23 protein-coding genes are annotated in these 26,102 nt (G+C 68.0%); 10 read left to right on the top strand and 13 right to left on the bottom strand.

The features are described from left to right. Window positions 1–92 precede the first annotated feature (92 nt). Entirely contained in the window at window positions 93–1,001 is a 909-nt protein-coding gene (locus tag G6034_RS02955; protein WP_176633592.1) for a LysR family transcriptional regulator, read from the bottom strand. Window positions 1,002–1,157: 156 nt separating this feature from the next. Here G6034_RS02955 and mmsB point away from each other — a divergent pair, with 156 nt between their 5' ends. From mmsB to G6034_RS02935, 4 genes are read left to right on the top strand one after another with little or no spacing between them, the layout of a single operon-like run. Continuing rightward, window positions 1,158–2,096, top strand: coding sequence for a 3-hydroxyisobutyrate dehydrogenase (gene mmsB / locus G6034_RS02950; protein ID WP_176633591.1), 939 nt, complete (start codon window positions 1,158–1,160; stop codon window positions 2,094–2,096). Between the two features lie 13 nt (window positions 2,097–2,109). After that, the gene (locus G6034_RS02945; RefSeq protein WP_176633590.1) at window positions 2,110–3,606 is read left to right on the top strand and encodes an aldehyde dehydrogenase family protein; all 1,497 of its coding nucleotides are present in this window, start codon (window positions 2,110–2,112) and stop codon (window positions 3,604–3,606) included. Further along, window positions 3,599–4,864: a CaiB/BaiF CoA transferase family protein gene (locus G6034_RS02940; protein ID WP_176633589.1), complete on the top strand. Its 1,266-nt coding sequence runs from the start codon at window positions 3,599–3,601 to the stop codon at window positions 4,862–4,864. Before G6034_RS02945 ends, G6034_RS02940 begins: the two co-directional genes overlap by 8 nt. A gap of 8 nt (window positions 4,865–4,872) precedes the next feature. Next, window positions 4,873–5,688, top strand: a complete 816-nt coding sequence (locus G6034_RS02935) for an enoyl-CoA hydratase/isomerase family protein (RefSeq protein WP_218063482.1) — start codon at window positions 4,873–4,875, stop codon at window positions 5,686–5,688. Window positions 5,689–6,029: 341 nt separating this feature from the next. Here the strand turns inward: G6034_RS02935 and G6034_RS02930 are convergent, their stop codons facing one another. Together G6034_RS02930 and G6034_RS02925 are read right to left on the bottom strand one after the other, a co-directional pair. Further along, window positions 6,030–6,701 carry an ABC transporter ATP-binding protein gene (locus G6034_RS02930; protein WP_176633588.1) on the bottom strand — a complete coding sequence of 224 codons (672 nt, stop codon included), beginning with the start codon at window positions 6,699–6,701 and terminating at the stop codon, window positions 6,030–6,032. A 3-nt stretch (window positions 6,702–6,704) separates the two neighbouring features. Next, window positions 6,705–8,156, bottom strand: a complete 1,452-nt coding sequence (locus tag G6034_RS02925) for an ABC transporter permease (RefSeq protein WP_176633587.1) — start codon at window positions 8,154–8,156, stop codon at window positions 6,705–6,707. A gap of 163 nt (window positions 8,157–8,319) precedes the next feature. On the opposite strand from G6034_RS02925, the gene G6034_RS02920 reads away from it, so the two are divergent. After that, window positions 8,320–9,393, top strand: a complete 1,074-nt coding sequence (locus G6034_RS02920; RefSeq protein ID WP_176633659.1) for a lipid II:glycine glycyltransferase FemX — start codon at window positions 8,320–8,322, stop codon at window positions 9,391–9,393. A gap of 246 nt (window positions 9,394–9,639) precedes the next feature. Further along, complete coding sequence (locus G6034_RS02915; protein WP_246295261.1) at window positions 9,640–11,073, top strand: threonine/serine exporter family protein; 1,434 nt, start codon at window positions 9,640–9,642, stop codon at window positions 11,071–11,073. A 5-nt stretch (window positions 11,074–11,078) separates the two neighbouring features. Here G6034_RS02915 and G6034_RS02910 read toward each other — a convergent pair whose 3' ends face one another. Both G6034_RS02910 and G6034_RS02905 read right to left on the bottom strand, forming a co-directional pair. Further along, the gene (locus tag G6034_RS02910) at window positions 11,079–11,933 is read right to left on the bottom strand and encodes a siderophore-interacting protein (RefSeq protein ID WP_425485445.1); all 855 of its coding nucleotides are present in this window, start codon (window positions 11,931–11,933) and stop codon (window positions 11,079–11,081) included. 82 nt (window positions 11,934–12,015) lie between these two features. Continuing rightward, window positions 12,016–12,693 (bottom strand): uracil-DNA glycosylase, encoded by a 678-nt coding sequence (locus G6034_RS02905; protein ID WP_246295259.1) that lies wholly within the window; start codon window positions 12,691–12,693, stop codon window positions 12,016–12,018. A 185-nt stretch (window positions 12,694–12,878) separates the two neighbouring features. On the opposite strand from G6034_RS02905, the gene G6034_RS02900 reads away from it, so the two are divergent. From G6034_RS02900 to G6034_RS02885, 4 genes are all read left to right on the top strand, one after another. Next, window positions 12,879–13,196, top strand: coding sequence for a DUF3263 domain-containing protein (locus G6034_RS02900; protein WP_176633585.1), 318 nt, complete (start codon window positions 12,879–12,881; stop codon window positions 13,194–13,196). A gap of 42 nt (window positions 13,197–13,238) precedes the next feature. Next, window positions 13,239–13,835: a LytR C-terminal domain-containing protein gene (locus tag G6034_RS02895; protein WP_176633584.1), complete on the top strand. Its 597-nt coding sequence runs from the start codon at window positions 13,239–13,241 to the stop codon at window positions 13,833–13,835. A 663-nt stretch (window positions 13,836–14,498) separates the two neighbouring features. Continuing rightward, on the top strand, window positions 14,499–16,127 hold the full coding sequence (gene groL, locus G6034_RS02890) for a chaperonin GroEL (RefSeq protein WP_176633583.1): 1,629 nt from the start codon (window positions 14,499–14,501) through the stop codon (window positions 16,125–16,127). A gap of 88 nt (window positions 16,128–16,215) precedes the next feature. Beyond that, window positions 16,216–17,193 carry a ribonuclease HI family protein gene (locus tag G6034_RS02885; RefSeq protein WP_176633582.1) on the top strand — a complete coding sequence of 326 codons (978 nt, stop codon included), beginning with the start codon at window positions 16,216–16,218 and terminating at the stop codon, window positions 17,191–17,193. 7 nt (window positions 17,194–17,200) lie between these two features. Here the strand turns inward: G6034_RS02885 and G6034_RS02880 are convergent, their stop codons facing one another. The 8 genes from G6034_RS02880 to G6034_RS02845 all read right to left on the bottom strand — a co-directional run bounded on the left by G6034_RS02880 (window position 17,201) and on the right by G6034_RS02845 (window position 25,961). Beyond that, on the bottom strand, window positions 17,201–17,494 hold the full coding sequence (locus G6034_RS02880) for a WXG100 family type VII secretion target (protein ID WP_176633581.1): 294 nt from the start codon (window positions 17,492–17,494) through the stop codon (window positions 17,201–17,203). A 143-nt stretch (window positions 17,495–17,637) separates the two neighbouring features. Further along, window positions 17,638–19,224, bottom strand: a complete 1,587-nt coding sequence (locus tag G6034_RS02875; protein WP_176633580.1) for a sensor histidine kinase — start codon at window positions 19,222–19,224, stop codon at window positions 17,638–17,640. Between the two features lie 5 nt (window positions 19,225–19,229). Further along, complete coding sequence (locus G6034_RS02870) at window positions 19,230–19,940, bottom strand: response regulator transcription factor (RefSeq protein ID WP_343037915.1); 711 nt, start codon at window positions 19,938–19,940, stop codon at window positions 19,230–19,232. Window positions 19,941–20,027: 87 nt separating this feature from the next. Next, the gene (locus tag G6034_RS02865) at window positions 20,028–21,326 is read right to left on the bottom strand and encodes a sulfatase-like hydrolase/transferase (RefSeq protein WP_176633578.1); all 1,299 of its coding nucleotides are present in this window, start codon (window positions 21,324–21,326) and stop codon (window positions 20,028–20,030) included. Continuing rightward, window positions 21,323–22,750, bottom strand: a complete 1,428-nt coding sequence (locus tag G6034_RS02860; protein WP_176633577.1) for a sulfatase family protein — start codon at window positions 22,748–22,750, stop codon at window positions 21,323–21,325. Before G6034_RS02860 ends, G6034_RS02865 begins: the two co-directional genes overlap by 4 nt. 7 nt (window positions 22,751–22,757) lie before the next feature. Beyond that, complete coding sequence (locus G6034_RS02855; protein WP_176633576.1) at window positions 22,758–23,681, bottom strand: carbohydrate ABC transporter permease; 924 nt, start codon at window positions 23,679–23,681, stop codon at window positions 22,758–22,760. Between the two features lie 10 nt (window positions 23,682–23,691). Continuing rightward, window positions 23,692–24,657: a carbohydrate ABC transporter permease gene (locus G6034_RS02850; protein WP_246295234.1), complete on the bottom strand. Its 966-nt coding sequence runs from the start codon at window positions 24,655–24,657 to the stop codon at window positions 23,692–23,694. Then, the gene (locus tag G6034_RS02845; protein WP_176633575.1) at window positions 24,657–25,961 is read right to left on the bottom strand and encodes an ABC transporter substrate-binding protein; all 1,305 of its coding nucleotides are present in this window, start codon (window positions 25,959–25,961) and stop codon (window positions 24,657–24,659) included. The genes G6034_RS02850 and G6034_RS02845 overlap by 1 nt, the downstream gene beginning before the upstream one ends. Between the last annotated feature and the right edge of the window lie 141 nt (window positions 25,962–26,102).

The following is a 26,102-nucleotide window of genomic DNA, read 5'->3' as shown; positions in this document are numbered from 1 at the left end:
GCTCGGTTGCAACCGGGGCAAAAACCGCAAACGCTCCCGCACTGCGTGAGGGAGCGTTGCCAAAAAGCGCCCCGATTGCGACCGAGCGTCGGTCAGCCCGTGACGAGCTGGCCGCGGCGGAGCTCGGTTTCGTGCAGGAACGCCGCCACCACCGCCTGGACGGCGGGGGACCGCAGCGACTCGGGCCTGGCCGCGGCCCAGAACTGCACCGTTTGCGACACCTTGCCGGGGAGGACGCGGACCAGGCCTTCCAGCCCGTCCGCCATGAAGGACGGCAGCATGGCAATCCCGGCGTTGGCGCGCACGGCCTCGATCTGGGCAAACACGCTGGTGGCCTGGAACTCGGCCGGTTCGCTGGTCAGCCGGTGGTGGTGCTGCGCCAGCTCGGCCACCTGCAGCGTTGATTCCACGTAGGAGATGAAGCGGTGGTCCTTCAATTCCCCCTCGGACCCCGGCAGCCCGCGGGCCTGCACATATCCCGTCCCCGCGTACAGGCGCAGCGTGTAGTCGGAGAGAAAGATGACCTCCGCCCGCCCGGCGTCGACGCTGCCGGCCACCACCTCCAGGTCCACGCCGGACCGGTTCCTGCTCAGCCTCCGCGTGGCGCTGAGCAGTTCCACGCGGAGCATGGGGTGCTTGCGCTGCAGCTTCACCAGGGCCGGCGTGGCGACGAGCGCGCCAAAGCCGTCGGAGGCGCTGACGCGCACCAGGCCGGAGACGGGGTCCATGTGCCGCTCAACGCCCGTGGTGAGCGAGCTCAGGCTTGATTCGATGCCCTCCGCCGCCGCGACGGCGGCCCGCCCCAGTTCCGTCAGCTCCCATCCCTGCGGCGTGCGCTCCAGGGTCCGCCCGCCCAGCTGCTTGTCCAGCGCCAAAATCCGCCGCGACACCGTGGTGTGCGTGGTCTCAAGGGCATCCGCCACGGCCGTGAACCGGCCCAGCCGTGCCACCGTCAGGAGCACCAGCAGGTCATCCGGGCTCGGAAACCTCTTAAAATCCATCGGATCCACTCCCTCACGGGGCAATGAGTGCAAAAGTGCACATGCGCTCTGCCTTTTTCGGCCTTGTTTGCACTTTAGCAGGGTGTGATGCTGGTCATGTCCGGCATTGAAATCGTGCGGGGCATAATGAACTGTGTAGGCAAAGGGGCTTTTATCATGGCAGTTGTGGCATGGATCGGTTTGGGGCACATGGGCGGGCCCATGACGGCGAACATGGTCAAGGCGGGGCACTCCGTCAGGGGCTTCGACCTCAGCGCCGCCGCGCTCGACGCCGCCGTCGCCAACGGGGTCCAGGCGGCGGGCTCGGTTGAAGCGGCAGTCCAGGGGGCCGACGTCGTCTTCACCATGCTCCCCAAGGGCGAGCACGTGCGCAGCGTGTACTTCGGCGGGTCCGGGATCCTGGCGCACGCCGCCAAGGACACGCTCCTCATCGACTCCTCCACCATTGACATCGAGTCCGCGCAGGCCGTGCACGACGCCGCCGCTGCCGCCGGCTTCCGCTTCGTGGACGCCCCCGTCTCGGGCGGCATGAGCGGGGCGGCCGCCGGAACCCTCACCTTCATGGTGGGCGGCGAATCCGGCGCCGTGGCCGACGCGTCCGGGTACATCCAGCCCATGGCCGCAAACATCATCCCGACAGGCGGGGCCACCACCGGACAGGCAGCGAAGATCTGCAACAACCTCATGTTGTTCATCAACCTGGCCTCCACCTCGGAGGGCGCCGTGCTGGCCGACCGCCTGGGCCTGGACAAGCAGGTCTTCTGGGACATCGCCTCCGTCTCCTCCGGCGACAGCTGGGCGCTGCGCACCTGGTACCCGGTGCCGGGAGTGGTGCCCACCGCCGCCGCCAACAACGGCTTTGCCCCCACGTTTACCGCGGAACTGGCCCACAAGGACATCGGCCTGGCCATCGCCGCGGCCCGCAGCACGCAGACGCCGCTGGAGATCGGCGAACACGTCCAGCAGCTGTTCCAGCGGCTCATCGACGGCGGGCAGGGCGCCAAGGACTGCAGCATGATCGTGTCCCTGGTGGACGGCTCGCTGCCCGCACCCGGCGCAAGCAAAGAACCCGCCGCCGGCGCGGGCAAAGAATAGGAAGGCACCAGCCATGACTGAAGTTTCAACGAACGCCGCCGTCCGCGACTGGCCCATGTGGATCGGGGGAGAGGAGCAGCCCTCGGCCGGCTCGCAGTGGCGCGAGGTGTTCAACCCCGCCCGCCGCGAAACCGTGATCGCCCGCGTCCCCGCCGGCACCGTGGAGGACGTGGACCGGGCCGTCGCCGCGGCCCGTGCCGCCTTCCCGGGCTGGCGCGCCCAGCACTTCACCGGCCGGGCCAAGGCGCTGCTGGCCATCGCCGACGAACTCGAGCGGCGCAGCGAGGAGTTCGCCCGGCTGACCGCCCTCGACACCGGCAACGCGCTGCGCACCCAGGCCCGCCCCGAGTCGACCACCATGGTGGCCATGTTCCGCTACTTTGCCGGCATTGCCGGGGAGGTCAAGGGCACCACGCTGCCGGCGGGCGAGAACCAGCTGCAGTACACGCGCCTGGAGCCCCTTGGCGTGGTGGCCGCGATCCTGCCCTGGAACTCGCCGCTGATGATCGCGGCGTTCAAGATCCCCGCCGCGCTCGCCGCCGGCAACACCGTCATCATGAAGGCGGCCGACGACGCCCCCCTCACCATCCTGAAGCTGGCGGAGGTGTGCAACCGGCACCTGCCGGCCGGCGTCGTCAATGCCCTGACGGGGCGCGGCGGCGTGATCGGCAGCGCCCTGGCCAACCACCCCGGCGTCGACAAGGTCTCCTTCACCGGCTCCACCGAGGTGGGCCGCGAGGTGGCCGCCGAGGCCGGGGCGCGGCTGGCCCACATGTCGCTGGAGCTGGGCGGGAAGAACCCGTCCATCGTGTTCCCCGACGCCGCGGACGACGACGAGCTCCTCGACGGCCTGCTCCTCGCCTCCCGCTTCACCCGCCAGGGCCAAAGCTGCACGGCCGGCTCCCGCCTGTTCCTCCATGAGGACATTTACGACGACGTATTGTCCCGCCTCAGTGCCAGGCTGGGCGCGCTCACGGTGGGCGACCCGCTGGACGAGGCCACCGACATGGGCGCCATCATCAACCTCAAGCAGCACACGGCCATCACCGGCTTCCTCGACGAGGGCCGCGCCACGCCGGGGATGAGGGCGGTGCTGGGCGGCAACGCGCCCGCCGACGGCCCGCTGACCGAGGGCTACTACCACCTGCCGACCGTCTTCAGCGGGGCGCGGAATGACTTCCGGCTGGCCCGGGAGGAGATCTTCGGGCCGGTCCTGGTGGCGATCCCGTGGAAGGACACGGAGGACGTCATCCGCATGGCCAACGACACGAACTACGGGCTGGCGGCCTACGTGTGGAGCCACAACCTGGACGACGCCCTGAACACCGCCCACCGGATCGACGCCGGCTGGGTGCAGGTCAACCAGGGCGGCGGCCAGGTGCCCGGGCAGTCGTACGGCGGCTACAAGCAGAGCGGGATCGGCCGCGAGGTTTCCCTCGAGGGCATGCTGGCGGGGTTCACCCAGACCAAGCAGATCAACGTGAAGCTGCGCGGGGTGCCCAATGGGTAGCGGCCTGCCGCTGGAGGGCGTGCGCATCCTGGACCTCAGCCGCGCGCTCGCCGGCCCCTACGCCACCGCCCTGCTGGCCGACCTCGGCGCCGAGGTCATCAAGACCGAAAGCATCAAGGGCGGGGACTCCAGCCGGTCCTGGCCGCCGTTTGAAAACGACCACAGCCTCTACTTTGACTCCGCCAACCGGAACAAGTCCTCGATCGCCATCGACTTTTACACCCAGCCGGGCAGGGACCTGCTGTGGCAGCTGGCCGTCGGGTCCGACGTCGTGGTGGAAAACTTCCGCCCCGGCGTGCTGGCTGTCATGGGCCTGGACCCGGATGCGCTGCGCGAGGCAAAGCCGGGCATCATCATCGCCTCCGTCAGCGGGTTTGGCACCACGGGGCCGCTTAGCCAGGCGCCCGGGCTGGACCAGGTGGCGCAGGGCATGACCGGGCTGATGTCCGTCACGGGCGCCGACGCGGAGAACATGTACCGGGTCGGCGTGCCGATCATTGACATGGTGGCCGGCATCAACACGGCCCTCGGCATCGCCGCAGCCCTGGTGGGCAGGAACGGGACGGGCGTCGGGATGGAGGTCTCGACGTCGCTCCTGGAAACCGGGCTGGCGCTGGGCGCGTTCCAGGGCCAAAAGTACCTGAGCACGGGCGAGGTCCCCGTGCCCCAGGGCAACAACCACCCGGTCCTGTCGCCGTACGGGGTGTTCAGGACCGGTGACATCCCCGTCATCATCGCCGTGGGCAACCAAAAGCAGTGGCGGGATGCGTGCGTGCTGCTGGGCGACCCGGAGCTTGCCGACAACGCGGATTACGCCACCGGCAAGCTGCGCAACGTCAACAGGGCGGCCCTGAAGGTGGTGCTGGAGGGGCTCCTGGCGCACCGGACGGCCGCCGAATGGCTGCCGCTGCTGCGCGGCGCCGCCATCCCGGCCGGGCCCATCTACAACTACGAGCAGGCCTTCGCCGACCCGCAGGTCCGGTCGCTGGAGATGGTGCAGACAGTCCACCGCGCCGACGGTTCGCCGCTGCCGCTGGTCCGCGGGCCCATTTCCGTGGACCGGCGGGCGCCCCGGATCCGCAAGGCCCCGCCGGTCCTGGGCGAGGACACGCTGGCCGTGCTGGCCGGGCTGGGCCTGACCTCCGAGCAGGTGGCCGGGTTGGTGGACGCCGGGATTGTGCTGGCGGCGCCGGGGGCGGGGGCGCCCGGTGCGGCGGCGGGCGCGACGGCGGACGCGGCCACGGGTGCCCGGCCGTGAGCCCGGCCGTGAGACGGGCGCACGCGGGAACGGGGACGCTGAGGGTGGAGCAGGCCGGGCCGGTGGCCACGCTGGTCATGGACAACCCGTCGATGCGCAACGCCCTCACCGCAGGCATGTGGCCGCAGTTCGCCGAGCTGCTGCCGCGACTGGAGGACGACGACTCCGTGAAGGTGCTGGTGGTGCGCGGGGCCGGGACACATTTTTCCGCCGGCGCGGACATCGCCTCGGTCCAGCAGATCCTGCACGACCCTGCCACCGGGCAGCGCGACGGGGGCGACATCACCGTGGCAGAATCCGCCCTGGCGCGCTTCCGCAAGCCGACCGTGGCCGCGATCGACGGCTACTGCGTGGGCGGCGGCTGGCAGATTGCCGGTGCCTGCGACATCCGCCTGGCGTCGGAAAACGCGGTCTTTGGCATCACGCCGGCGAAGATCGGCATCGTTTACCCGCTCTCCGGGATCCGGAAGCTGGTGGAGCTGGCGGGGCCGGCCGCGGCCAAATACCTGCTGTTCAGTGGGGACATGGTCAACGCCGTTGAAGCCCGGCGGCTCGGCCTGGCCATGAAGGTGCTGCCCATCGACACGTTCTGGGACGACGTCCGGGCCTTCGCCCTGCTCCTGGCCGGGCGCTCGCAGTTCTCCATCCAGTCGCAAAAGGACCTGGTCGACGCCATCAGCGCCCACGTCCCGGAGGCCGAACTGGCCGAACGCAACAGCTACTGGCAGCGCGAAATGGCGGCCAGCGCCGATCCGAGGATCGGCGTGGCCGCCTTCCTGGCGAAGGAAACGCCAAGGTTCACCTGGCTCCGCCCCACCAAATAGCCGCACCCTTCCCGACCCTCGGTTGCAACCGGGGCCGTTTTCCGTGACGCTCGGTTGCAACCGGGGCCGTTTTGGGCATCGCTCCCGCATACTTGCAACCGAGGGTTGGCTGGATGTGCCCCGTTTGCAACCGGGGGGTGGCTGGACGTGCCCCGTTTGCAACCGGGGGTTGGCTGGATGTGCCCCGTTTGCAACCGGGGGGTGGCTGGACGTGCCCCGTTTGCAACCGGGGGTTGGCTGGATGTGCCCCGTTTGCAACCGGGGGTTGGCTGGATGTGCCCCGTTTGCAACCGGGGGTTGGCTGGATGTGCCCCGGTTGCAACCGAGGGTTGGGGCGACTTTCAGGCCTCGGTGATCTGCCCGCGGGCCAGGCGGAACTTGCGGTCCGTCTGGGCGGCGAGGGCGTGGTCGTGCGTGACGACGAGGATGGTGGTCTTCTTCCCGTGCGCCAGCTGGCGCAGCAGGGCAATGATGAGCTCGCCCGTTTCGTCGTCGAGGTTGCCCGTGGGCTCGTCGGCCAGGATCAGCTTCGGGTTGTTGGCCAGGGCCCTGGCAATCGCCACGCGCTGCTGCATGCCGCCGGAGAGCCGGTTGGCGAGGCGGCCGTGCATTTCCTCGGTCAGCTCCACCTGGTTCAGCAGCTCGGCTGCGCGCTTGCTGCGTTCCCCGTGGGACACCCCCGCAAACTCCATGGGCAGCATGACGTTTTCCTTGGCCGAGAGGTTCGGGATCAGGTTGTAGGACTGGAAGACGAACCCGATGTCGTCGCGGCGGTAGGCGGTCAGTTTTCTGTCGGGGAGCGTGGAGATGTTCACGTCGTCCACGATGACGTCCCCGGAGGTCGCCTTGTCCAGCGCGCCCAGCAGGGACAGCAGCGTGCTCTTGCCGCTGCCGCTCTTGCCCAGGATGGCGGCGAAGGTGCCCTGCTCCAGGCTGAAGCTGACCCCGTTGACGGGCTTGATGGTGCGGTCCCCGGAATTGAAGGACTTGACTACGTCTTTGACTTGCAGCATTGCTTACTCTCCTCGCAGGACTTCGATGGGGCGGACCCTGGCCGTCAGCAGGGCCGGGATGAGTGCGCCGATGGCGGCGATCGCCAGGATTCCGACGGCGCCGAGCACCAGGGTCTGCCAGCCGACGGACGTGCTGATGGTGCCGATGAGCTGGCTGGCTCCGGCAAACGCGCCGCGGGTCCGGGTGAACCCGCCGCCGCCAAAGCCGCCGCCGCCAAACCCGCCGCCCCGCACGGGGCCGGCGGCCGAGACCGTGGAACCGGTGTTGCCGGCCACCAGGGCGCTGACAATGGGGTTGGAGCTGAACGCCGCAACCACGGCCCCCACCACGGTGCCGAGCACCACCAGCACCAGGGCCTCGAGCGTGAACTGGACGCCGATGGTGCGGTTGGAGGCGCCGATCGCCTTCAGCACGCCGATCTCGCGGCGGCGCTCGCGCACCACCATGATCATGATCAGCAGCACTATCAGCCCCGCCGTCACCAGCGAGGCAATGAAGGCGATCAGGGAAATGTTCTGCACCGTGCCCAGGGACGTGATGGCCGACTGGAGGTTGTTGGAGCCCGCCGTCACGTCGACGTTGGAGGCGCCGAGGGCAGTGGTCAGCGCGGCCTGCGTGGCGGCGACGTTTTCGATGCTGTCCACCACCACGTTCAGGCTGCTCAGCTGCCCGGCCTGGTCCACCAGGGTCTGGGTGGCCGCGAGCGGCAGGTAGATGCCGTTGTTGTCGAACGCGTCGCCGGCATCAAAGATGCCTGTCACCTTCATGGTGCGCGTTTGGACGGTGAATGTGGATCCCACCTTCAGGGAGTTCTTGGCGGCCAGGGTGGATCCGACCAGGGCCTGGGTCGAATTGGCGGCGAAGTCGCTCAGCTGCGCCCCGCCGGTCAGCTTGAGGGCGGTGCCCGCTGCGGTGGTGGGGCTGGAAACGCCCGTGGCCTGGATCGGAATGGTGAACGTGGGCTGGGTGGTCCCGCCGGCCGTTCCGCCCGTGGGGCTGCCGGTGCTGCCGGTGCCGTTGTTGCGCTGCCCCAGGACCCCGGGCTGAACCGCGGAGACCAGGCTCGTGGTGCCGCTGCTGCCGAATCGGCCGGCCGCCCCGCCGCGGTCAGCCGGGCCGCCGGCGGAACCGCTCGTGGAGGCCGTGGCCGCATTGGCCAGCCGGACGGTGAGCGTCCCATTGACGCCCGTCACATGGGCGACGGCCGCCGCCTTGGTGGCATCCGCCGTCGTCAGCGGGTTGCCGCCGCCGAGGCCGCCGCGCGAGCCGGCGGGATTGACGGTGAGGTTGTTGCCCACGGACGCCTTGAGGGAGTCGACCTTGGCGCCCACGGCCTGGTTGGCCACCAGCATGGCCAGCGCCAATCCGATGGCCACCGCCAAAATGACCACCACGGCGCCGCTGCGCACCTTGTTGCGGAACGCGTTGCCCACGCTCCGGGATACCACACCCATGTTTTGCTCCCTGCACCTGTGGCCGCCCGTGCAGCAGCCGTTACGGATTCCATGTTCTGGCCACACGCAGGGTGTTCCATCGGGGGAGGCTGTGCGTGGGATGTGAGAATTCGGCCCGCTAGACTTGGTGCAGCGAACACATGCCGACGTGATTGAGGGTCTTTTGCGCGAATTCACCGCCCGATTTGCCACCGCCGCCGAGATCGACCAGTGGGACACCCTGGTCACGGCGAACCCCAACGGGGGCAACCTGCTCCAGTCCGCCGCCTTTGCCGCCGTGAAGAAAAACCACGGCTGGGCGCCCCAGTACCTGGCATTCGAGGGCCCCGGGTACACCAGCTACAACCTGGCCCTGGAGAAGAAGTTCCCGGGCCTGGGCCGCCTCTGGTACCTGATCAAGGGCCCGGACACCGCCACCGTGGAACACATTCCCGCCATGATGGATGCGCTGCGCGACTTTGTCCGGCGCGCCCGCCTGAACGTCTTTGCGGCGAAGATCGAGCCCGACGTCGTCGCCTCGGACCAGGCCCGCGCCGTGCTGGCCGGGGCCGGCTACGTGAAGGTGCCTGACCTGCAGCCCAACGACAGCACCGCCCTGCTGGACATCTCCCCGGAACCGGGCCAGCTCCTGCGCAACCTGCACTCGCGCGGCCGCAACGCCGTGCGCCGCGCCATCCGCGAGGGCGTGGAGGTGGTCCGCCCGGAGGCCACGGAGGAGACGCAGCGCAAGCTCTACGACCTCATGGTGGGCACCTTTGCGGCAAAGAACGCCGGGGCCGCCCGCGAGTTTGGCTACTTCCGCCAATTCTGGTCCGAGTTCGCCGCGAGGGGCCAGGGCCGCTTCTACTTTGTGCATGAAGACGGAGTCCCCTCGGTGGGCGCGTTCGTCATCAATTACGGCACCAAGGCCACCTACAAGGACGGCGGCTCGCTGCAAAAGCGCTCGCAGTACGGCGACTCCCACCTGATCCAATGGGAGGCCATCTTGGACATGAAGGGCCTGGGAGCCGTGCAGTACGACTTGTGCGGCACGCCACCGTCGGACAAGCTCAAGGACCCCACCCACCCGCACCACGGACTGGGCCTGTTCAAGACCAGCTTCACGAAGACGGTCACGGATTTTGTAGGCTGCTGGGACGTGGTGTTCAGCCCGGTGCGCTATAAATTGTGGACAGTGGCGGGGGAACGGGTGCTGCGGCAGCTGTACACCCGCCGCACGGGCCAGAAGTTTTACTAGCCGCTTTTTGCCAACCAAGGACACGTGCGACGCCGGCCCCGCCGGCCGCCGTGGTGTCCGGCGGGGCGTGTCCCCAGAGGAGAGTGGATGAGCAGCAGCTCCAATGACCGGGACAAAAAGGACCGGGCGGCCGGTCCGTCCGCCACGCGCAACGTCCCCCCGTCCGCCATGATCCCGGCCGGGCCGATTCCCAAGGTGCCGATTCCCAAGGGGCCGATTCCCAAGGCGCCGGTGCCCAAGGTGCCGATGCCCATGTCCCCGGCGGTGCCGCCGTCGCGCCCCAATAAGGCGGCGCGCACCGTGCTGCGCCGCCTGGTGCAGGGGGAGACCCCGCCCACGGCGCCGATGAACATTGTGGAGCGGCTGGCGGGCAGCCCGTATGCGAATCCCATGATCCAGGTGGGGCTGGCGGACGAATCGGCGCGCAAGACCATCGACTTTGCCCTGCGCCTGGCCGAGACCATGTTCCGGTACGGGGCCGGCGCGCTGGAGGTGGAGACGTCCATCATTGCCGTCACGGCCGCCTTTGGCCTGCGCAACATTGAAGTGGACATCACGAACCAGTCGGTCATCATCAACTACGCCCACCGCGACGGCGTGCCCATCACGCTGCTGCGCGTGGTCCGGTCCTGGACCAACAACTATGCCGGGCTTGTGCACGTGCACGAGCTCGTGACCGACATTGTCACCGGCGGCGTGGCCCGGGACGACGCCCACCGCCGGCTGGACACCATCATCAAGCGGCCCAAGCCGTTCCCGCGCTGGATGGTGTCCCTGGCCGAGGCCGTGTTCGCCGCCGCCGTTGTGGGGGTGATTGGCGGGAGCCCGTTCGGCATGCTGGTGGCGCTGGTGACCATCCTGCTCGCGGGGCAGCTTGCCCGCATGCTCGGGCGGTGGCGGGTGCCGGACTTCTTCGTCACGGCCATCACCTCCTTCATCGTCACGATCGTGGCTGTGCTGTGTTTCATGTTCCACGTTCCGCTGAGCCCGTCCATGGTGGTGGCCGGAGGGATCCTGCTGATGCTCCCGTCGGGCCGGCTGGTCTCGGCCGTGCAGGATGCCATCAACGGCTTTCCCGTCACCGCGGCAGGACGGTTCCTGTCCGCGTTCCTGACGTTTGGCGCCATCGTGTCGGGCATCGCCGTCGCCCTGGTCAGCGCGTCCATGCTGGGCGGGGACCGGATCAACGTGGCGGAGCCCGGTGTCGGATCGCTGCCGCTCTATGTGGTCTTGCCGCTCGTGGCGCTGGCCACGGTGGCCATCTGCATTGCCGAGCAAACCTCGGTGCGGCTGCTGGTGCCCACGATGGCCGTGGCGCTGGCCGGTTACCTGGCCTACTACGGCGGCATGGAACTGGGCCTGGGCGCCCGGTTCGCGCCCGCCCTGGCCGCCGTGGTGGTCGGCATCCTGGCGCGCGTCATCGCCCTGCGGCTGGGGGCGCCCCAACTGGTGGTGGCCGTGCCGTCCATCATTTTCCTGCTGGTGGGGCTGTCCATTTTCCGGGCCATGTTTGTCATGACGCTCACGCCGGCGGACTCGGTGACAGGCGCCGTGGGCCTCTTCAACGCCCTCGTGGTGATCCTCGCCGTGGCGGCCGGCGTGGTCCTGGGCGACAACATGGCCCGTCCCCTCACCCGCCCCGCCGGCCAAAAGGACCGCCGCCGCAACCGGAGGCGGTAGGCCGGTCAGAGGATCTTGCCGATGGGCTGTTTCTTCTCCGCCTGGAAGTAGTCCTCGGACCGGCCGTAGGCCCAGTAGCCGGAGAGGGAGACCTGGCTGCGGGCCAGCCCGCGCTGCTTGAACAGGACGTCCCGGAGCGCCTTCATGTATTCGCGCTCGCCGTGGATGAAGGCGTCGACCTCCCCGTCGGGCCACGGGCCGCTGGCGACGGCGTCCACCAGCGCGGTGCTTTCGGCCGGCGTGGCGCCGTTGCGGAACACCCATGCCACCTCGACGCCGGCGGGTGCGGCAATGGGCTGGAGGTCCGCTGCGGTGTCCACCTCAAGGTAGGCGCGGCCAGTGGCGCCGGAGGGCAGCGCCTCGACGGCGGCGGCGATGGCGGGCAGGGCGGCCTCGTCGCCGGCAAACAGGAACCAGTCGGCCGCCGGATTGGGCCGGTACGCGCCGCCGGGGCCAGAGAAGATGATGCGGTCCCCCGGCTCCGCAGCCATGGCCCAGGGCCCGGCGAGCCCGGCGTCGCCGTGGATGACGAAGTCGAGCGCGATTTCCTGCGCGGCCAGGTCCACCCAGCGGACGGTGTACGTGCGGGTGGCCGGCCACTGGTCCCGCGGCATGGTCTCGCGCAGCGCAAACACGTCCACGGGCTCCGCGTAGTCCACCCCGGGCTGCAGGAAATGGATCTTCACGTACATGTCCGTGGCGTCCTTGGGCTCAAACGCGGCCAGCCCCGGCCCGCCCGCCACCACGCGCACCATGTGCGGGCTGAGCCGCTCCTTGCGCACCACATTCAGGGTGAACTGGGTCCGGCGCTTCACAGCCGGGGCAACGAACGTTTCCTTGCCGGTGTCGGGGGAACTCACAAATCACTCCTGAAGAAGGGGGCCGCCCAGTGTGGCACGACATTAAGTTAGGTAGCCCTAACACTAGCAGGGGCGGTGGCGTTCAAGCGGGCAGGGCCCAGTCAACGGGCCGGCTGCCCTGCTCCGCCAGCAGGGTGTTGACGCGGCTGAACGGCCGCGAGCCAAAGAATCCCCGCGACGCCGACAGCGGACTGGGGTGGGCCGACTCAATGATGGCAGTCCCGGCCAGCAGCGGCGCCAGCCTTTGCGCGTCCCGCCCCCAGAGCACGCTGACCAGTGGCTGCCCCCGGACCGCCAGCGTCCTGATGACGGCCTCCGTCACCCCTTCCCAACCACGACGCCGGTGCGAGCCCGCCGTGCCCGGCGCCACCGTGAGCACCCGGTTCAGCAGGAGGACGCCCTGCCCGGCCCAGGCGCTGAGGTCCCCGTGCGCCGCCGGGGCTATGCCCAGATCGTCCTGCAGTTCCCTGTAAATGTTGTTCAGGCTGCGCGGCAGGGGCCGGGTGGCCCGGTCGACAGCGAAGGCCAGGCCCACCGAGTGGCCCGGGGTGGGGTAGGGGTCCTGCCCCACCACCAGGACCCTGACGCCGGACAGGGGCGCGGCCAGGGCGCGCAGCACCCGGGTGGGCGGCGGCAGGAAGGAGGTGCCGGCGTCGTACTCCCGGCGCAGCATGAGGCCCAGGCCGCGGAGCGCGGGTTCCTGGGCTGCCAGGGCCGCGGCCCAGTCCGGCGCGAGCAGCGAGAGCGGGTCGGTGCCCATCGTGTCCAGGGCCCGCAGCTGGGAGCGGTCCCAGGCGGCGGGGGAGGGGAGGTCGAAGAGGCCGGGGGCGGAGTTCATGCTTCCATTGTCGCCGCATCCCCGAATGACACGGCTGTGATTCGCCTTTATCATGGAGGAGGCGGGCCGCGTCAGTGGGGCGCCGCGAAAGATGTCGCGATGTGAAAATGAGGGAGTGTGTGGTGGCGCCAGCAGCAGAACCTTCGCAGCATGCACCGGCCGCGGGGCACGACGCCGGCGCCGGCCTGAGCGGGCGGGATGCCCGGATGCTGTCGCTGGAACGGCAGTGGTGGAAGTATGCCGGGGCGAAGGAGCAGGCCATCCGCGAGATGTTCGACCTCTCCGCCACCCACTACTACCAGATCCTCAACGTCCTGATCGACACGGAGGCGGCCCTGGAGCATGACCCCATGCTGGTCAAGCGGTTGCGTAGACTACGTACATCGCGCCAAAAGGCCCGGACCGCACGCCGGCTCGGGAATTGACGTACGCTTCCACTGCCTCACCCCCAAGGACAGCACCGCCCCATGACTAATTACCCGCGCGACGAATTTGACCGTGTCCCGGAGAACTCTGCGCGCCACGGCGTCCACCGCGCCTCGCTCGAGGTGGCCACGCGCAGCCTCCTGCCGTTGATGATTTTTGGTGTTGCCGCGCTGTGCATCGGCCTGCTGGCGTTCCTGATCGTGCCCAAGCTCAGCGGCCAGGACAAGGCCGTCACCCCGCCGGCCAGCCATGCGACGTCCACCGCGGCGGCCAGTGCCGGACCGTCCACCCCGGCCGCGGCCACCGCCACGCGGACTCCTTCCGCCACGCCGACTCCTTCCGCCACGCCGACGCCGGGGTCCGCGGTGGACAAGTCCACGCCGGTTGTGATCTTCAACGCCACCGGAATCGGCGGCCTCGCGGCCCGGTACAGCGGGACGGTCACGGCCAACGGCTGGACGGTGTCCCAGACCGGGAACTGGACCGGCGCTCCCCAGGCCGTCTCCTCCGTCATCTACAGCGGCACGGCGCAAAAGGCCAACGCCGAGGCCCTGGGCAAGCTCCTGAACATCTCCACCCTGCTGGATTCCACCGAAATGGGCGTTCCGCTGACAGTGGTGCTGGGCCCGGGGGCGTAGCGGGCGCAGTTTCGCGGTCCGGGGCCGCCTATTGTGCGCGTGGCCGCGCAGTACCTCGCCGTGGAGTGCCTGTTTGCGGGGGCAGTCCTAGGGGGATGCCCCCGGCGTCCGTGCGGAAGCCGTCGTTGCCCGCCAGAATCGGGATTCCCTCGGCCAGCACCCAAATGGCCATGGCCCAGGCGGGCAAACCGGCGCTTGACACGGAAACGGGCAGCTGGGTCAGGGCCTTCTTGGTGAAGCCGAGGTGGCAGTTGTGGATGCCGAGGCCGCGGGGCAACCGTGCCCCGGATCAGCTTGCGCCGCGCGGATCATTTTTCACTCCCACGCTGGCCGCTTCGCCGAAACGGTGGAAGCGCCCGGGCCCGAAGGCTCCACCGCTGCCGGGGGCGCCGGCGGGGCCGGCCACGCGTTCGCCCGCAGCGCATATGAAGACGCCGCGCTTGCACTCTCGGGTGCCGAGTGCTAATTATTGACTTAGCACTCTGAGGTGGTGACTGCTAGATCCTAGCCAGCCCGCTGCCGTCGGAGGTCAACAACTTTCCTCTTGTGGTGAGGATTCCGGGGCAGGCGTGAAAGAGATCGCCCGCTCCGGGTCCGTCCGTCGCGGGCACCGCCTGGGGAACCTGAATCCATAATGACTGTCCCGAAAGGACTGAAGCCTAAATGGCCAAGATCATTGCATTCGATGAAGAGGCACGCCGCGGCCTTGAGCGTGGGTTGAACATCCTCGCCGACGCCGTCAAGGTCACCTTGGGCCCGCGCGGCCGCAACGTGGTCCTGGAAAAGAAGTGGGGCGCCCCCACGATCACCAACGATGGTGTTTCCATCGCCAAGGAGATCGAGCTGGACGATCCTTACGAAAAGATCGGCGCCGAGCTGGTCAAGGAAGTTGCCAAGAAGACCGACGACATCGCCGGTGACGGGACCACCACGGCCACCGTGCTGGCCCAGGCCCTCGTCAAGGAAGGCCTGCGCAACGTCGCGGCCGGAGCGGACCCGCTGTCCCTCAAGCGCGGCATCGAGAAGGCCGTTGCGGCCGTGATCGAGCAGCTGCTCATCTCCGCCAAGGAGATCGAGACCAAGGAAGAGATCGCGGCCACGGCCTCCATCTCCGCCGGCGACACCGAAATCGGTGCCCTGATTGCCGAAGCCCTGGACAAGGTTGGCAAGGAAGGCGTCATCACGGTCGAGGAGTCCAACACCTTTGGCCTGGAGCTCGAGCTCACCGAAGGCATGCGCTTCGACAAGGGCTACATCTCCGCCTACTTCGTCACCGACACCGAGCGCCAGGAAACGGTCCTTGAGGACCCGTACATCCTGATCGTCAACTCCAAGATCTCCAACGTCAAGGACCTCGTTGCCGTCCTCGAGAAGGTCATGGCGTCCAACAAGCCGCTGCTGATCATCGCCGAGGACGTTGAGGGCGAAGCCCTTGCCACGCTGATCGTGAACAAGATCCGCGGCCTGTTCAAGTCCGTCGCCGTCAAGGCCCCGGGCTTCGGCGACCGCCGCAAGGCCCAGCTGGCGGACATCGCCATCCTCACCGGTGGCCAGGTCATCGCCGAGGAAGTCGGCCTGAAGCTGGAAAACACCACGCTGGACCTGCTGGGCAAGGCCCGCAAGGTTGTTGTGACCAAGGACGAGACCACCATCGTCGAAGGTGCCGGCGAGGCCGACGCCATCGCCGGGCGCGTGTCCCAGATCCGTGCCGAGATCGAGAACTCCGATTCCGACTACGACCGCGAGAAGCTGCAGGAGCGCCTGGCCAAGCTGGCCGGCGGCGTTGCGGTCATCAAGGCCGGTGCCGCCACGGAGGTTGAGCTCAAGGAGCGCAAGCACCGCATTGAGGACGCCGTCCGCAACGCAAAGGCTGCCGTTGAGGAAGGCATCGTCCCCGGCGGTGGCGTTGCCCTGATCCAGGCCGGCGTCAAGGCATTCGAGGGCCTGAACCTGACGGGCGACGAGGCCACTGGCGCCAACATTGTCAAGGTTGCCATCGACGCGCCGCTCAAGCAGATCGCCTTCAACGCCGGCTTCGAGCCCGGCGTGGTTGTCGACAAGGTCCGCGGCCTGCCCGTCGGCCACGGCCTCAACGCTGCAACCGGCGTGTACGAGGACCTGCTGGCTGCCGGCGTCAACGACCCGGTCAAGGTGACCCGTTCCGCACTGCAGAACGCGGCCTCCATTGCCGGGCTGTTCCTGACCACCGAGGCAGTTGTTGCCGACAAGCCCGAAAAGGCTGCACCCGCCGGTGGCGGCGGCGACGACATGGGCGGCATGGGCGGCTTCTAGCCGTCAAGTGCCACCACCGGGGCGCCCTTCCACTGCGGAGGGGCGCCTTTGGCGTTTAAGTGCCGGATTCATCTGAAAGTATTGGGTCATGACAATTGTTGCGGCAGCCGATGGTTCGGCTTTGGGAAATCCCGGCCCCGCCGGCTGGGCCTGGTATGTGGACGAGACCTGCTGGCGTGCGGGGGGCTGGCCGCATGGCACCAACAACATGGGCGAGCTCATGGCGGTGCTGGACCTCTTCAAGTCCACGGCCCACCTGCCGCAGGAGCCGCTGCACATCCTGTGCGACAGCCAGTACGTCATCAACTGCATCACCAAGTGGATGCCGGGCTGGAAGCGCAAGGGCTGGCGCAAGGCGGACGGGAAGCCCGTGCTGAACGTTGACCTGCTGAAGGAGATCGACGCCGCCATAGTCGGGCGGACCTACGCGTTTGAGTGGGTCAAGGGCCACGCCGGCCATGACCTCAACGAGGCGGCGGACGACCGTGCCCGCGACGCCGCCACGGCCTACCAGGCGAAGCGCGAACCCGACCGCGGGCCCGGCTTCCCCGGCGCCAACCCCGGCGCCAACCCCGGCGCCAACCCACCCGCGGCGGCCGTGCAGGCACCCCCGGAACCCCGGGCGGCACCGAAACCGGTCCCCGCCCCGGCAGAGGCGCCGGGACAGCCTGACCTCTTTTCCATGCTCGACGACGAACCCGACCCCGCCTTTCCGCCCCGCCCGGACGCGGCGCTTGACTCCGTGGTGGATCTGGAACGCGAACTCCTGGACCCCGCCGTGCGCGCTGACCCCCTCCGTGCCGGGGAACTGCTGCACCGCGACTTCCAGGAGATTGGCGCGTCGGGCCGCCGGTGGTCGCGCCAGGAGATCCTGGACATGTTCGGCGACGGAGGCGCAGGGAAGGCGAGCCTGGAAGTGCTGACCCTCAACCGCCTCGACGCCGCCACGGCGCTGTTGACCTACCGCAGCGTGGAGCCGCGGGGGACCTCGCTGCGCAGCTCCATCTGGCAGCATGAGGACGGCCGGTGGCAGGTTCGGTTCCACCAGGGCACCCGGGAGGGATAGCGGGGCGTCAGCGGGCGGTGAACATGCGGGCGTTCGCCTCTTCGGCCTGGGCGTACTGGGTTGCGGCCATCGACAGGGCGGCATTGATGCTTTCCAGCGACGCCTCCACCTTGGCCTGCGTGGCATGCCACTCCTGAAGCAGGGCCTGGAAGTTGGTGGCGGCCGCCCCCGTCCAGGTGGATTGCAGGTCCATCAGGTTGCGCTTCATGCCGTCGACTTCCAGCCTGATGCGGTCCACGGAGCCCTTGACGGCTGTGCTCTTGAGGGCGAGCTCGTCGCTGTTGACGTTGAACTGGGCCATGGGGTGCCTCCTGCGTGACGGGTTCCGCCGTGTGTCCGGTTCCGCCGTGTGTCCGGTTCCACCGCGGGGAACGCTGAATGGTCCCTTCACGCTAGGACGGCGTTGCCGGGCCCGCCACCGCCGCAGCGGATGTTGTGGGGCTGTCAGCCGGCGGACCCGCCGGTGGAGGAGGCATTGCCCTGCTTTGCCGCCCGTCCCGCCGAGCGCGGCGCCTGCAGCGGCACGGGAGGGACGGCGCGGTCCGCCGACGGCGTGTCCCCGGCGCCGGCGTCGTCCGGTTCCTCGAAGGGGAGCTCAACGGCCATGGTGGCGCCGCCGCCCGGGGTCTGTTCCACGCGCACGGTGCCGTCGTGGGACGCCACGATGGCCGCAACGATCGCCAGGCCCAGGCCGCTGCCGCCGGTGTTCCGGTCGCGGGAGGAGTCGGCGCGGTAGAACCGTTCGAAGATGCGTGGCGCCTCCTCGTCGGAGATGCCGGGGCCGTGGTCGCGAATCTTGATGACGGAGGTCTTGCCGGCACCGGACTGGCGCGTGCCCACCATGATTTCCACGGGAGACCCCGCGGGGGTGTAGCGCAGCGCGTTGCCCATGAGGTTGGCCACCACCTGGCGCAGCTTGGCCTCGTCCCCCACTGTGGGTGCGGGCGCCCCCGGGCCCCCGGCCAGCCCCACCACGGAGAATGCGCGGTCGCGTGCCGAGGCGCGGGCGTCCAGGACGGCGTCGTGGCCGAGGATCAGCAGGTCCACGGGCTTGAGCAGCAGCGGGCGCTGCTCGTCAATGCGGGCCAGCATGAGCAGGTCCTCGACCAGCTCGCCCATGCGCTTGGCCTCGCTCTCTATGCGGCCCATGGCCGTTCCGACGTCGTCCGGCGTCTGCAGCGCGCCGTGCCGGTAGAGCTCGGAAAAGCCGCGGATGGTGACCAGCGGCGTGCGGAGCTCGTGGGAGGCGTCCGCCACGAAGCGGCGCATGCGCCGCTCGGAGGCCGTCCGGGCGGCAAAGGCGTGCTCAATGTGGGCCAGCATGGTGTTCAATGAGCCGGAGAGCCGCCCCACCTCGGTGGACGGGTTTTCAATCTCGACGCGGCGGGAGAGGTCCCCGGCGGCGATGGCCGCCGCCGTCTTTTCCACCCGGCTCAGCGGCCGGAAGGACCGGCTGACGGTCCAGTAGGCGATCATGGTGCCCAGCGTGATGGCCAGGATGGCAACGCCGGTGATGACGATGGCCAGCCGCTCCATGGTGGTGTTGAGGCTTTCATAGGGCAGGCCCACCACGACGTAGCCGGTGTAGAGGCGCTTCGTGCCGAGGGAGTCCGGCATCAGGAAGTCCTGGGCGGCCACGATCGTCACGCGCCAGGGCGCGCCCCCGTCGGTGCTCGGGACCGTGAATTTCTTTCCGTTCAGGGCCAGGGCCTGGGGCATCGAATACTGCGGGTAGACGGGCTTGTCGTCGCCAGTGCGGTTCTGGGCCGCCAGTCCGCCGTCGAAGTAATGGAAGCCCACGTAGTAGTCAAAACCAAACGGGGACTGCCCCGTGCTTTGGGTGTCCACCGTGCCGATCCCGACGATCGACCGCTGGAACGTGGTCAGCTGCGCATCCATCTGGTCCTGCAGGAAGGAGCGCAGCAGCAGGAACGTTGTGGCGCCGAGGGCCAGCAGGGACAGCGCCAGCAGGGCGCTGATGATCGCCACCAGCTGGGAACGCAGTGATGCGTTCTTCCACAACGTGATCAAAGCGGCTAGCGCTTGTCGGCTGTCCGCAGCACGTAGCCCACGCCGCGCTTGGTCTGGATGAGGGCGGGCAGCGTTGAATCGGTGTCCACCTTGCGGCGCAGGTAGGAAATGTAGGACTCCACAATGGACGCGTCCCCGTTGAAGTCGTATTCCCAGACGTGGTCCAGGATCTGCGCCTTCGACAACACCCGGTTGGGGTTGAGCATCAGGTAGCGCAGCAGCTTGAACTCGGTGGGGGAGAGCTCCACGGTGTTCCCGGCGCGGCGGACCTCATGGGCGTCGTCGTCGAGCTCCAGGTCGGCAACGCGCAGCACGGCGTCGTCGTCCTCCATGGGCTGGGTGCGCCGGAGTACCGCACGGATGCGCGCCACCACCTCGTCCAGGCTGAACGGCTTGGTCACGTAGTCGTCGCCGCCCACCGTCAGGCCGGTCACCTTGTCCTCGGTGTCGTCCCGCGCCGTGAGGAACAGGACGGGAAAGTGCCGCCCGGCCGCACGGAGGCGGCGCGTGACGGTGAAACCGTCCATGTCCGGCAGCATGACGTCCAGCACGGCAAGGTCGGGGTTGTGCTCTTCGGCTGCGGCCAGGGCCTCGCGGCCGTTGGCGGCCGCCACCACTTCAAATCCGGCGAACCGGAGGGAAGTGGAGAGCAGTTCGCGAATGTTGGGCTCGTCGTCAACAACGAGCAGCTTTGCTTCAGGTCCGGTCTTCTTCACCATTTGAGTCTCCGACCATTGGCTGGGAATAAGCTGGCTATTCCGTGGGTAGTAACTGTCAGCCTACGCCCAGCTAGTTCCCAGCGGCTAGTACGGAACGGCAAAAATATCCGCCCGGGCCTGGTCCGGGGCGGAGGCGGGCAGGACCAACTTCTTCAGGAACGCGGCATCGCCGTGTTCCAGTGCCCAGCGGTGAAGGTCCCCGCGCAGCTCCTCCAACAGGACCGCGAAGGAGTCTTCAACGGCAAGGTTGCGCTGTTCCCCGGGATCGGCCTCCAGGTCATGGAGTTGTTCGCGGTGCCGGCCCCAGCTGTAGACGGTGTACTTGTACCTTCCCTTCACCAGGGCGCGGCCGGTGGTCTGCGGCTTTGAGTCCGCCTGGAAGAGGGTCTGCACCACCACCACGTCAGGCTGCCCTTCCAGCAGGGACCTCGACGGGAGGTCCGGCGGCGGGGCAATCCCGGCGACCTGGCACAGCGTGGGCAGCAGGCTCAGGACACCGGCCACGGGGCTTTCCACGGTGCCGGTTGCCCGACCGGGCACGTGCAGCAGGAGCGGAACGCGGATGCACTCCTGGTACAGGGCGGTCTTCTGGTTCCAACCGTGCGCTGCGTCCCCGTCGCCGTGGTCGCTGACAAAAACGACGGCGGTCTCCGCCAGGTCAACAGCGTCCAGGAGCTGGCCGATGCGTTCATCGACGCGTGTGACGAGAGCAGCGTAGGCAGCCCGGTACTGCCGCCAGTCGTCGGCGTTGTAGCCCCTGGTGCCGTAGACCCGCGCTGCGGCATCGGCCTCGACGGCCAAGGCCGACGGGGCGTACGGCGCGGGCGCGAAATTCGCCGGCAGTGGCGGCGCCCCGCCGACCGGGGACTCCGGAACGTTGCCGTAGGGCAGGGGCTGGGAGCGGGCATACTCACAGATGGTGTGGGGGTCGTCGAAGGAAGCCACCAAGAGGAAGGGCCCGGCCGCTGCGCGCGTGGACAGCCAGTCCGTGCAGGCCTCGACCAGGCCTTCGTCGCCCAAGGGGTGGAGCGGGACAAAGCCGTCCTCCACCGTGGCGCTGGCCTGCCGGGCGTGCCACTTTCCGGCGTAGGCGCAGTCATAGCCGGCCGCGGCAAACCAATGTCCCAGGGAGGCCGGGCCCCGACCGGGTTCCGCGCCGCCCGCTCCGTTGGAGACGATGTCCAGCTGGTGGGGATACCGTCCTGTCACCATGGCGCTTCGGGCGGGCACGCACAGCGGAAAAGGCGTGTAGGCCTGCGTGTAGGACAGCGAAGCGGCCGCCAGACGGTCCAGGTGGGGGGTGCGGAAATGCGCATCCGTGTCCCTGGTCCGGAGCAGCGCATGGGCGGAGAACTGGTCCGCCATGACGAGCAGGATGTTCACCGGCCCTCCGCCAAGGCTGCGAGGGCGGCTTCTCCCGGCCATTCTTGGCGGGCGCCGGCCAAGGCGGCTTGCAGGGCTGCGGCCTGGGCCCTGATCCGCCCTTCGTCGCGGATGCCCTCCAGCTCATAGGGGTCCCGGACCAGGTCGTACAGTGTTGCGGAAAGGCCGTCGCGCTCGTGGAAGCGGGCTATGAACTTTTCGGTGGCCGTGCGCAGGCCGCGCACATGCTGTTCGTTGTGGTCGCGGGGGTAGTGGAAGTACAGGGCCGACGGCGGCGTCCCCGCGGGCTGCCCGGCGTCATCGGCGCCGCAGTCCAGAAGGGCGGCGGAGACATCGGTCCCCTGCATCTCCGCGGGCACGCTGCCGCCATGGCCCAGCAGGCCAAGGAGCGTCGGGGCGATGTCCACGCTGCACAGCCCCACCCCCGCTGAGGTTGCCGGGTCGTTGCGCAGCCTGCCCGGCCAGTGCATGACGAAGGGTATCCGCATGGATTCCTCAAAGGGGACGTTTTTGTACAGGAGCCCGTGGCTGCCCATCTGCTGGCCGTGGTCGGAGGTGAAGACCACCAGCGTGTCCTGGGTGAGGTCCAGACAGTCCAGTGCCTGCAACAGCCGGCCAACCTGGGCGTCGATGGCGCTGACTGCCGCGTAATACAGCGGCGCGATGGCGGCCGCCGCACGCCCCGTTTCCGAGCCCAGATCCACATTGGGGCGGTTGAGCAGCTGGGCGGCGGACAGCCCCGCATAACTGGTGTCATGGTTCCGGGGAAGCTGGTCGAAGGGCTGGTGCGGCGGATTCCAGGACACGGCCAAGGCGAAAGGGGCGGCGTCCGGGCCACCGGCGGCAGCCCGGTGAAGGAATTCCACGGCGACGTCCGTCTCATGGGCGGCCGACCACCCGGTGACGTTGATGCGCTGGTGACGTCCGGCGTCGCCCGTCCAGTAGTGGGGGGAAAGGTGCTGGTCGCAGCAGCCGTAGGAATACCAAAAATCAAAGCCGTGGCGCCGGTCCGTGGGGGAGTAGGCATCCCAGTAGCGGCCATCCTCCAAGGGTCCGGTGCCGTGGATGGCGTCCTCGGGGACGGGCGCCTCCAGGTGCCACTTGCCGATGTATCCGGTGCTGTATCCGGCGTCGCGCAGCACCGCGGCCCAGGACGGGGCGTCCGGGCGCAGCCCCACGCCCCAGGGTGCCGTTTCAGAGTTCACGTTGTGCGTGACGCCGTTGACGGAGGGGTACTGCCCGCTCATCATCATGGCCCGGTGCGGGCTGCACACCGGATAGTTGCTCACCGCCTGGCCCAGGGAAAGCCCCCGTGACGCCATGCCATCGAGAAACGGGGTGGAAACGGCGTCGCCGCCCGGTTCCAGGCACATGGCCCGGAACTGGTCGGCGACGAGGAACAGCAGATTGGGTTTCTTGGCCATGGTTGGGTTACTTGCCCATTCCCAGTGTCAGCCCCTCGGTGAGCCTGCGCCCCAGCCACATGTAGATGACGAGCATTGGCAGGATCACGATGCACAGGCCGGCAAACAGTCCGCCCCAGTCGGCGCCGGAGTAGGTCTGCTGCTGCACAAAGGAGATCAAGGCGACGGGCAGGGTGTACTTTTCGGTCGACTGGATCAAGGTCAGGGCCAGCAGCGTTTCGTTCCAGTGCGAGACGAGCAGCAGCACGAATGCCGTCAGGATGCCGCCCTTGGCCAGGGGAAGCGTGATCTTAACGAAGGTGCGCAGGGCCGATGCGCCGTCAAGGGCGGCGGCCTCCTCCATTTCCAGCGGCAGGCTGCGGAAGAATGCGGTGAGCAGAAATACGGTGAACGGCATGGACAAGCCGATGTACACCAGGTTCAGGCCGATCAGGCTGTCCGTCAGGTGGACTTTGTCAAGCATCACAAAGAGCGGGATCAGGATGACCTGGGCGGGAATGCCCAGGCCGATGATGAAGTACAGGCTCAGTCCGTTGGTGAGGCGGCTTTCCACCCGGCTGAGGTAGTAGGCGGCAGGACAGGCAATCGCGACGCACACGCTGGAGGACACAGCTGTTGTGACCACGCTGTTGAGCGTTGCCATGGCAAAGCCGCTGACGTTCCAGGCCGTGGAAAAGTTCGTAAAGTCGAACGACTTCGGCATGCCCCAGGGGCTGGAAAGGATTTCACGCGTGTCGCGGAAGGCCTGCAGCACGATCCAGGCGAGCATGGCGATGCTCACGACCACAACCACCCAGAGCAGGAAGACACCGACGCTTCGGGCCAGGTTGTGATCGGCCCGCAGTGCGGGGCTGACTCCGCCGCGGTTTCTGCGCCTGCGGACGGGTGGCGGGGCGGCGCCCTCGGACGTGGACGGGGCAAGGGTGGTCATGATGTTTTCCTTAGAATTCAATCGCGTCACGGCGCATGGCGCGGCGCAGGAGCACCACCAGCACGGACACCAGGGCCAGGGAGATGATGGCCGATGCGGTTGCCGCACCGTAGGCGGGCGTTGAGAGGCCGGAGAATGCGGTCACGTAGGTGTAGACGGCCACTGTCCAGCTTTGGGTCGGCGGAATGCCGGCGCCGCTGCTGCCGCCAAAGACCCAGATGATTTCAAAGATCTTGATCGATGAGATGGTCCACAGCACGGCGCAGGTGCCAAAGACATCCCAGGTCAGCGGCAGGATGACGTAACGCAGGCGCTGGAAGGCCGTTGCCCCGGCAAGCGCGCAGTCCTCGTAGAAGTACGGGGGGATCCGGTCCACGCCGGCCATGAGGATGGTGGTGAAGTAGCCGGTGGTGGTCATGACCATGGTGGCCATGATCAGGGGAAAGATGTTGTCCTGCGCCAGCCAGGCCGGAGGTTCGCTGACGCCGAGCGGCTTGAGCAGGGTATTGACCATGCCGCCGGGATTGAAGATGAACCCCGCCAGCACACCAAAAACCAGCGCGTTGATCAGGTGGGGGAAGAAGATGACGTTCCTGACGATCTTCTTCGCGGCCATGTCGCGCAGGACCAGGGTCATGGCGAACGCCAGGGCGAAGACGACCGCGCCGACGACAAAGAGCAGAAGCAGGGTGTTGCCAAATGACTTCAGGAACAGCGGGTCCTGGAAAACCTGGATGTAGTTGCTGAAACCGACGAAGGTCATGGGCCCGGAGCCGGCCCAGTCATTGAGGCTGATCCACACGGCGGCGAACGCCGGGACGATGAAGAGAACGGTGTAGAAAATGAATGCCGGTCCGACGAACGGCACCAAAAGTTTGCGGCGTTGGCGGTCGATGCTGCTGCCCCCCGGCCTCCGGCCCGGCTTTTCTGCCGGACCGGAGGCGCGCCTGGGGAGCTTGGTGGTGAGGGCCGACATTATCCCTGGCCCTTCCAGTAGGCGAGCTGTGCCGCCTTCATCTTGGCAACGAACTGCGTGGCGTTGATCTTGCCGAGGAACAGCTGGTCGTCAATGGGCCAGTAGACCTTGGTGGTGTAGCCGGGAAAGGTGATGCCGTCGTCGGCCTGGTAGATCTCCTTGGCGTTGTCAATCGCCGTCTTGACGGTGGACATCTCCGGGGAGGTCTGGGCGTCCGCACGGATGGGCAGCACCTTCGCCTGTGTGCCCAGGTCGTCCTGGTACTTCTTGTTGAGCAGGAAGGCGGCCAGCTTCTGGGCCAGGGCCGGATCCTTCGCCTTCTTCGGGACCGCCCAGCCGACGAAGTCGGCACGTGCCATGGCCGGCTGTCCACTCACCGCGGGGAACGGGAAGGAGGAATACTGGAAGCCCTTGGCGGCATAGGTGCCTGTTTCGGTGGGGATCCAGGAGCCGTTGAGCAGGAGGTCGGCGCCTCCGTTGGCCCAGGCCTGCTGCTGCGCCGGCCACTTGCTGGCGTTGTAGCCGTTGATCAGGTAACCGCCCTGGGCGATTGCCTGCACTTTCTGGGCTGCGGCGAGGACCGCGGGGGAGTCCCAGGCTGCACCGGACTTGTCCGAGGCGATCTTGTACAGGGACCCCGGGCCCTCCGCGTGAATCATGAGGTTGGAGAACCAGGCCGAGTTGTAGCCGGCGATGTCCCCGTCGGCGGCCAGCGGCACCTGCCCGGCAGCCTTTTCCTTGTTCAGCAGGGCCATGAAGTCGTCCCAGTTGGTTGGCGGGGCGGCCGCCAGGCCCGGGTTCTTCGCCGCGTTGAACCAAATCGCATCGGAACTGAGGCTGTAGGGGAGCATCCACGGCTGGCCGCCGGAGTCCTTGATGTTGCTCGCCGCCAGGTACTTGCCGGGGATGAGGTCGGAGACCTTCTTCCCGTCAATTGCGGAGGCATAGGCGTCCGTGAGGGGGAGGGCCTCGCCGGTGTTGCCGAGGACGGGTGCCAGCTTGGCGTAGGAGCCGTCGACCAGGTCCGGGACATTGCTGGTGTTCAGCGCCGGGACCAGCTTGGTGGTGTTGGAGCGGCCCTGCCACTGCACCCTCACGGTGGCGCCGGTTTGCTTTTCAAAATCTGAAATGGCCTGGGCGATCACCTTTTGCTGCGGTTCGCCGACCTTCCACATCGACCAGTACGTCATTGTACCGCTGTCTTTTGCATCGGCACCGGTGGTGCCGCCGCCGCAGGCCGTCAGGGCGAGCGCGGCTCCGGCCAGCACGGCCAAGGCCTTGGTAAACCTAAAACGAGTACTCATGTAAGGACACCTCTTGAGATTGTTGTGCCGTATGTCACGGCTCAGTGAGATGACTCAACCAGCTGTAAAAGAAAGGAATCAAGCAGTAATTCGAGGTCACTTTGATGATGGTCGGGCGCGGGTGCCACCGTCGGGCCGCAT

Origin of the sequence: Arthrobacter wenxiniae (assembly GCF_013376105.1) — a bacterium.
Taxonomy (GTDB): Bacteria; Actinomycetota; Actinomycetes; order Actinomycetales; family Micrococcaceae; genus Specibacter; species Specibacter wenxiniae.
Note: the sequence above shows the minus strand (reverse complement) of the source record. Positions and strands in the feature narration are given on the sequence as shown.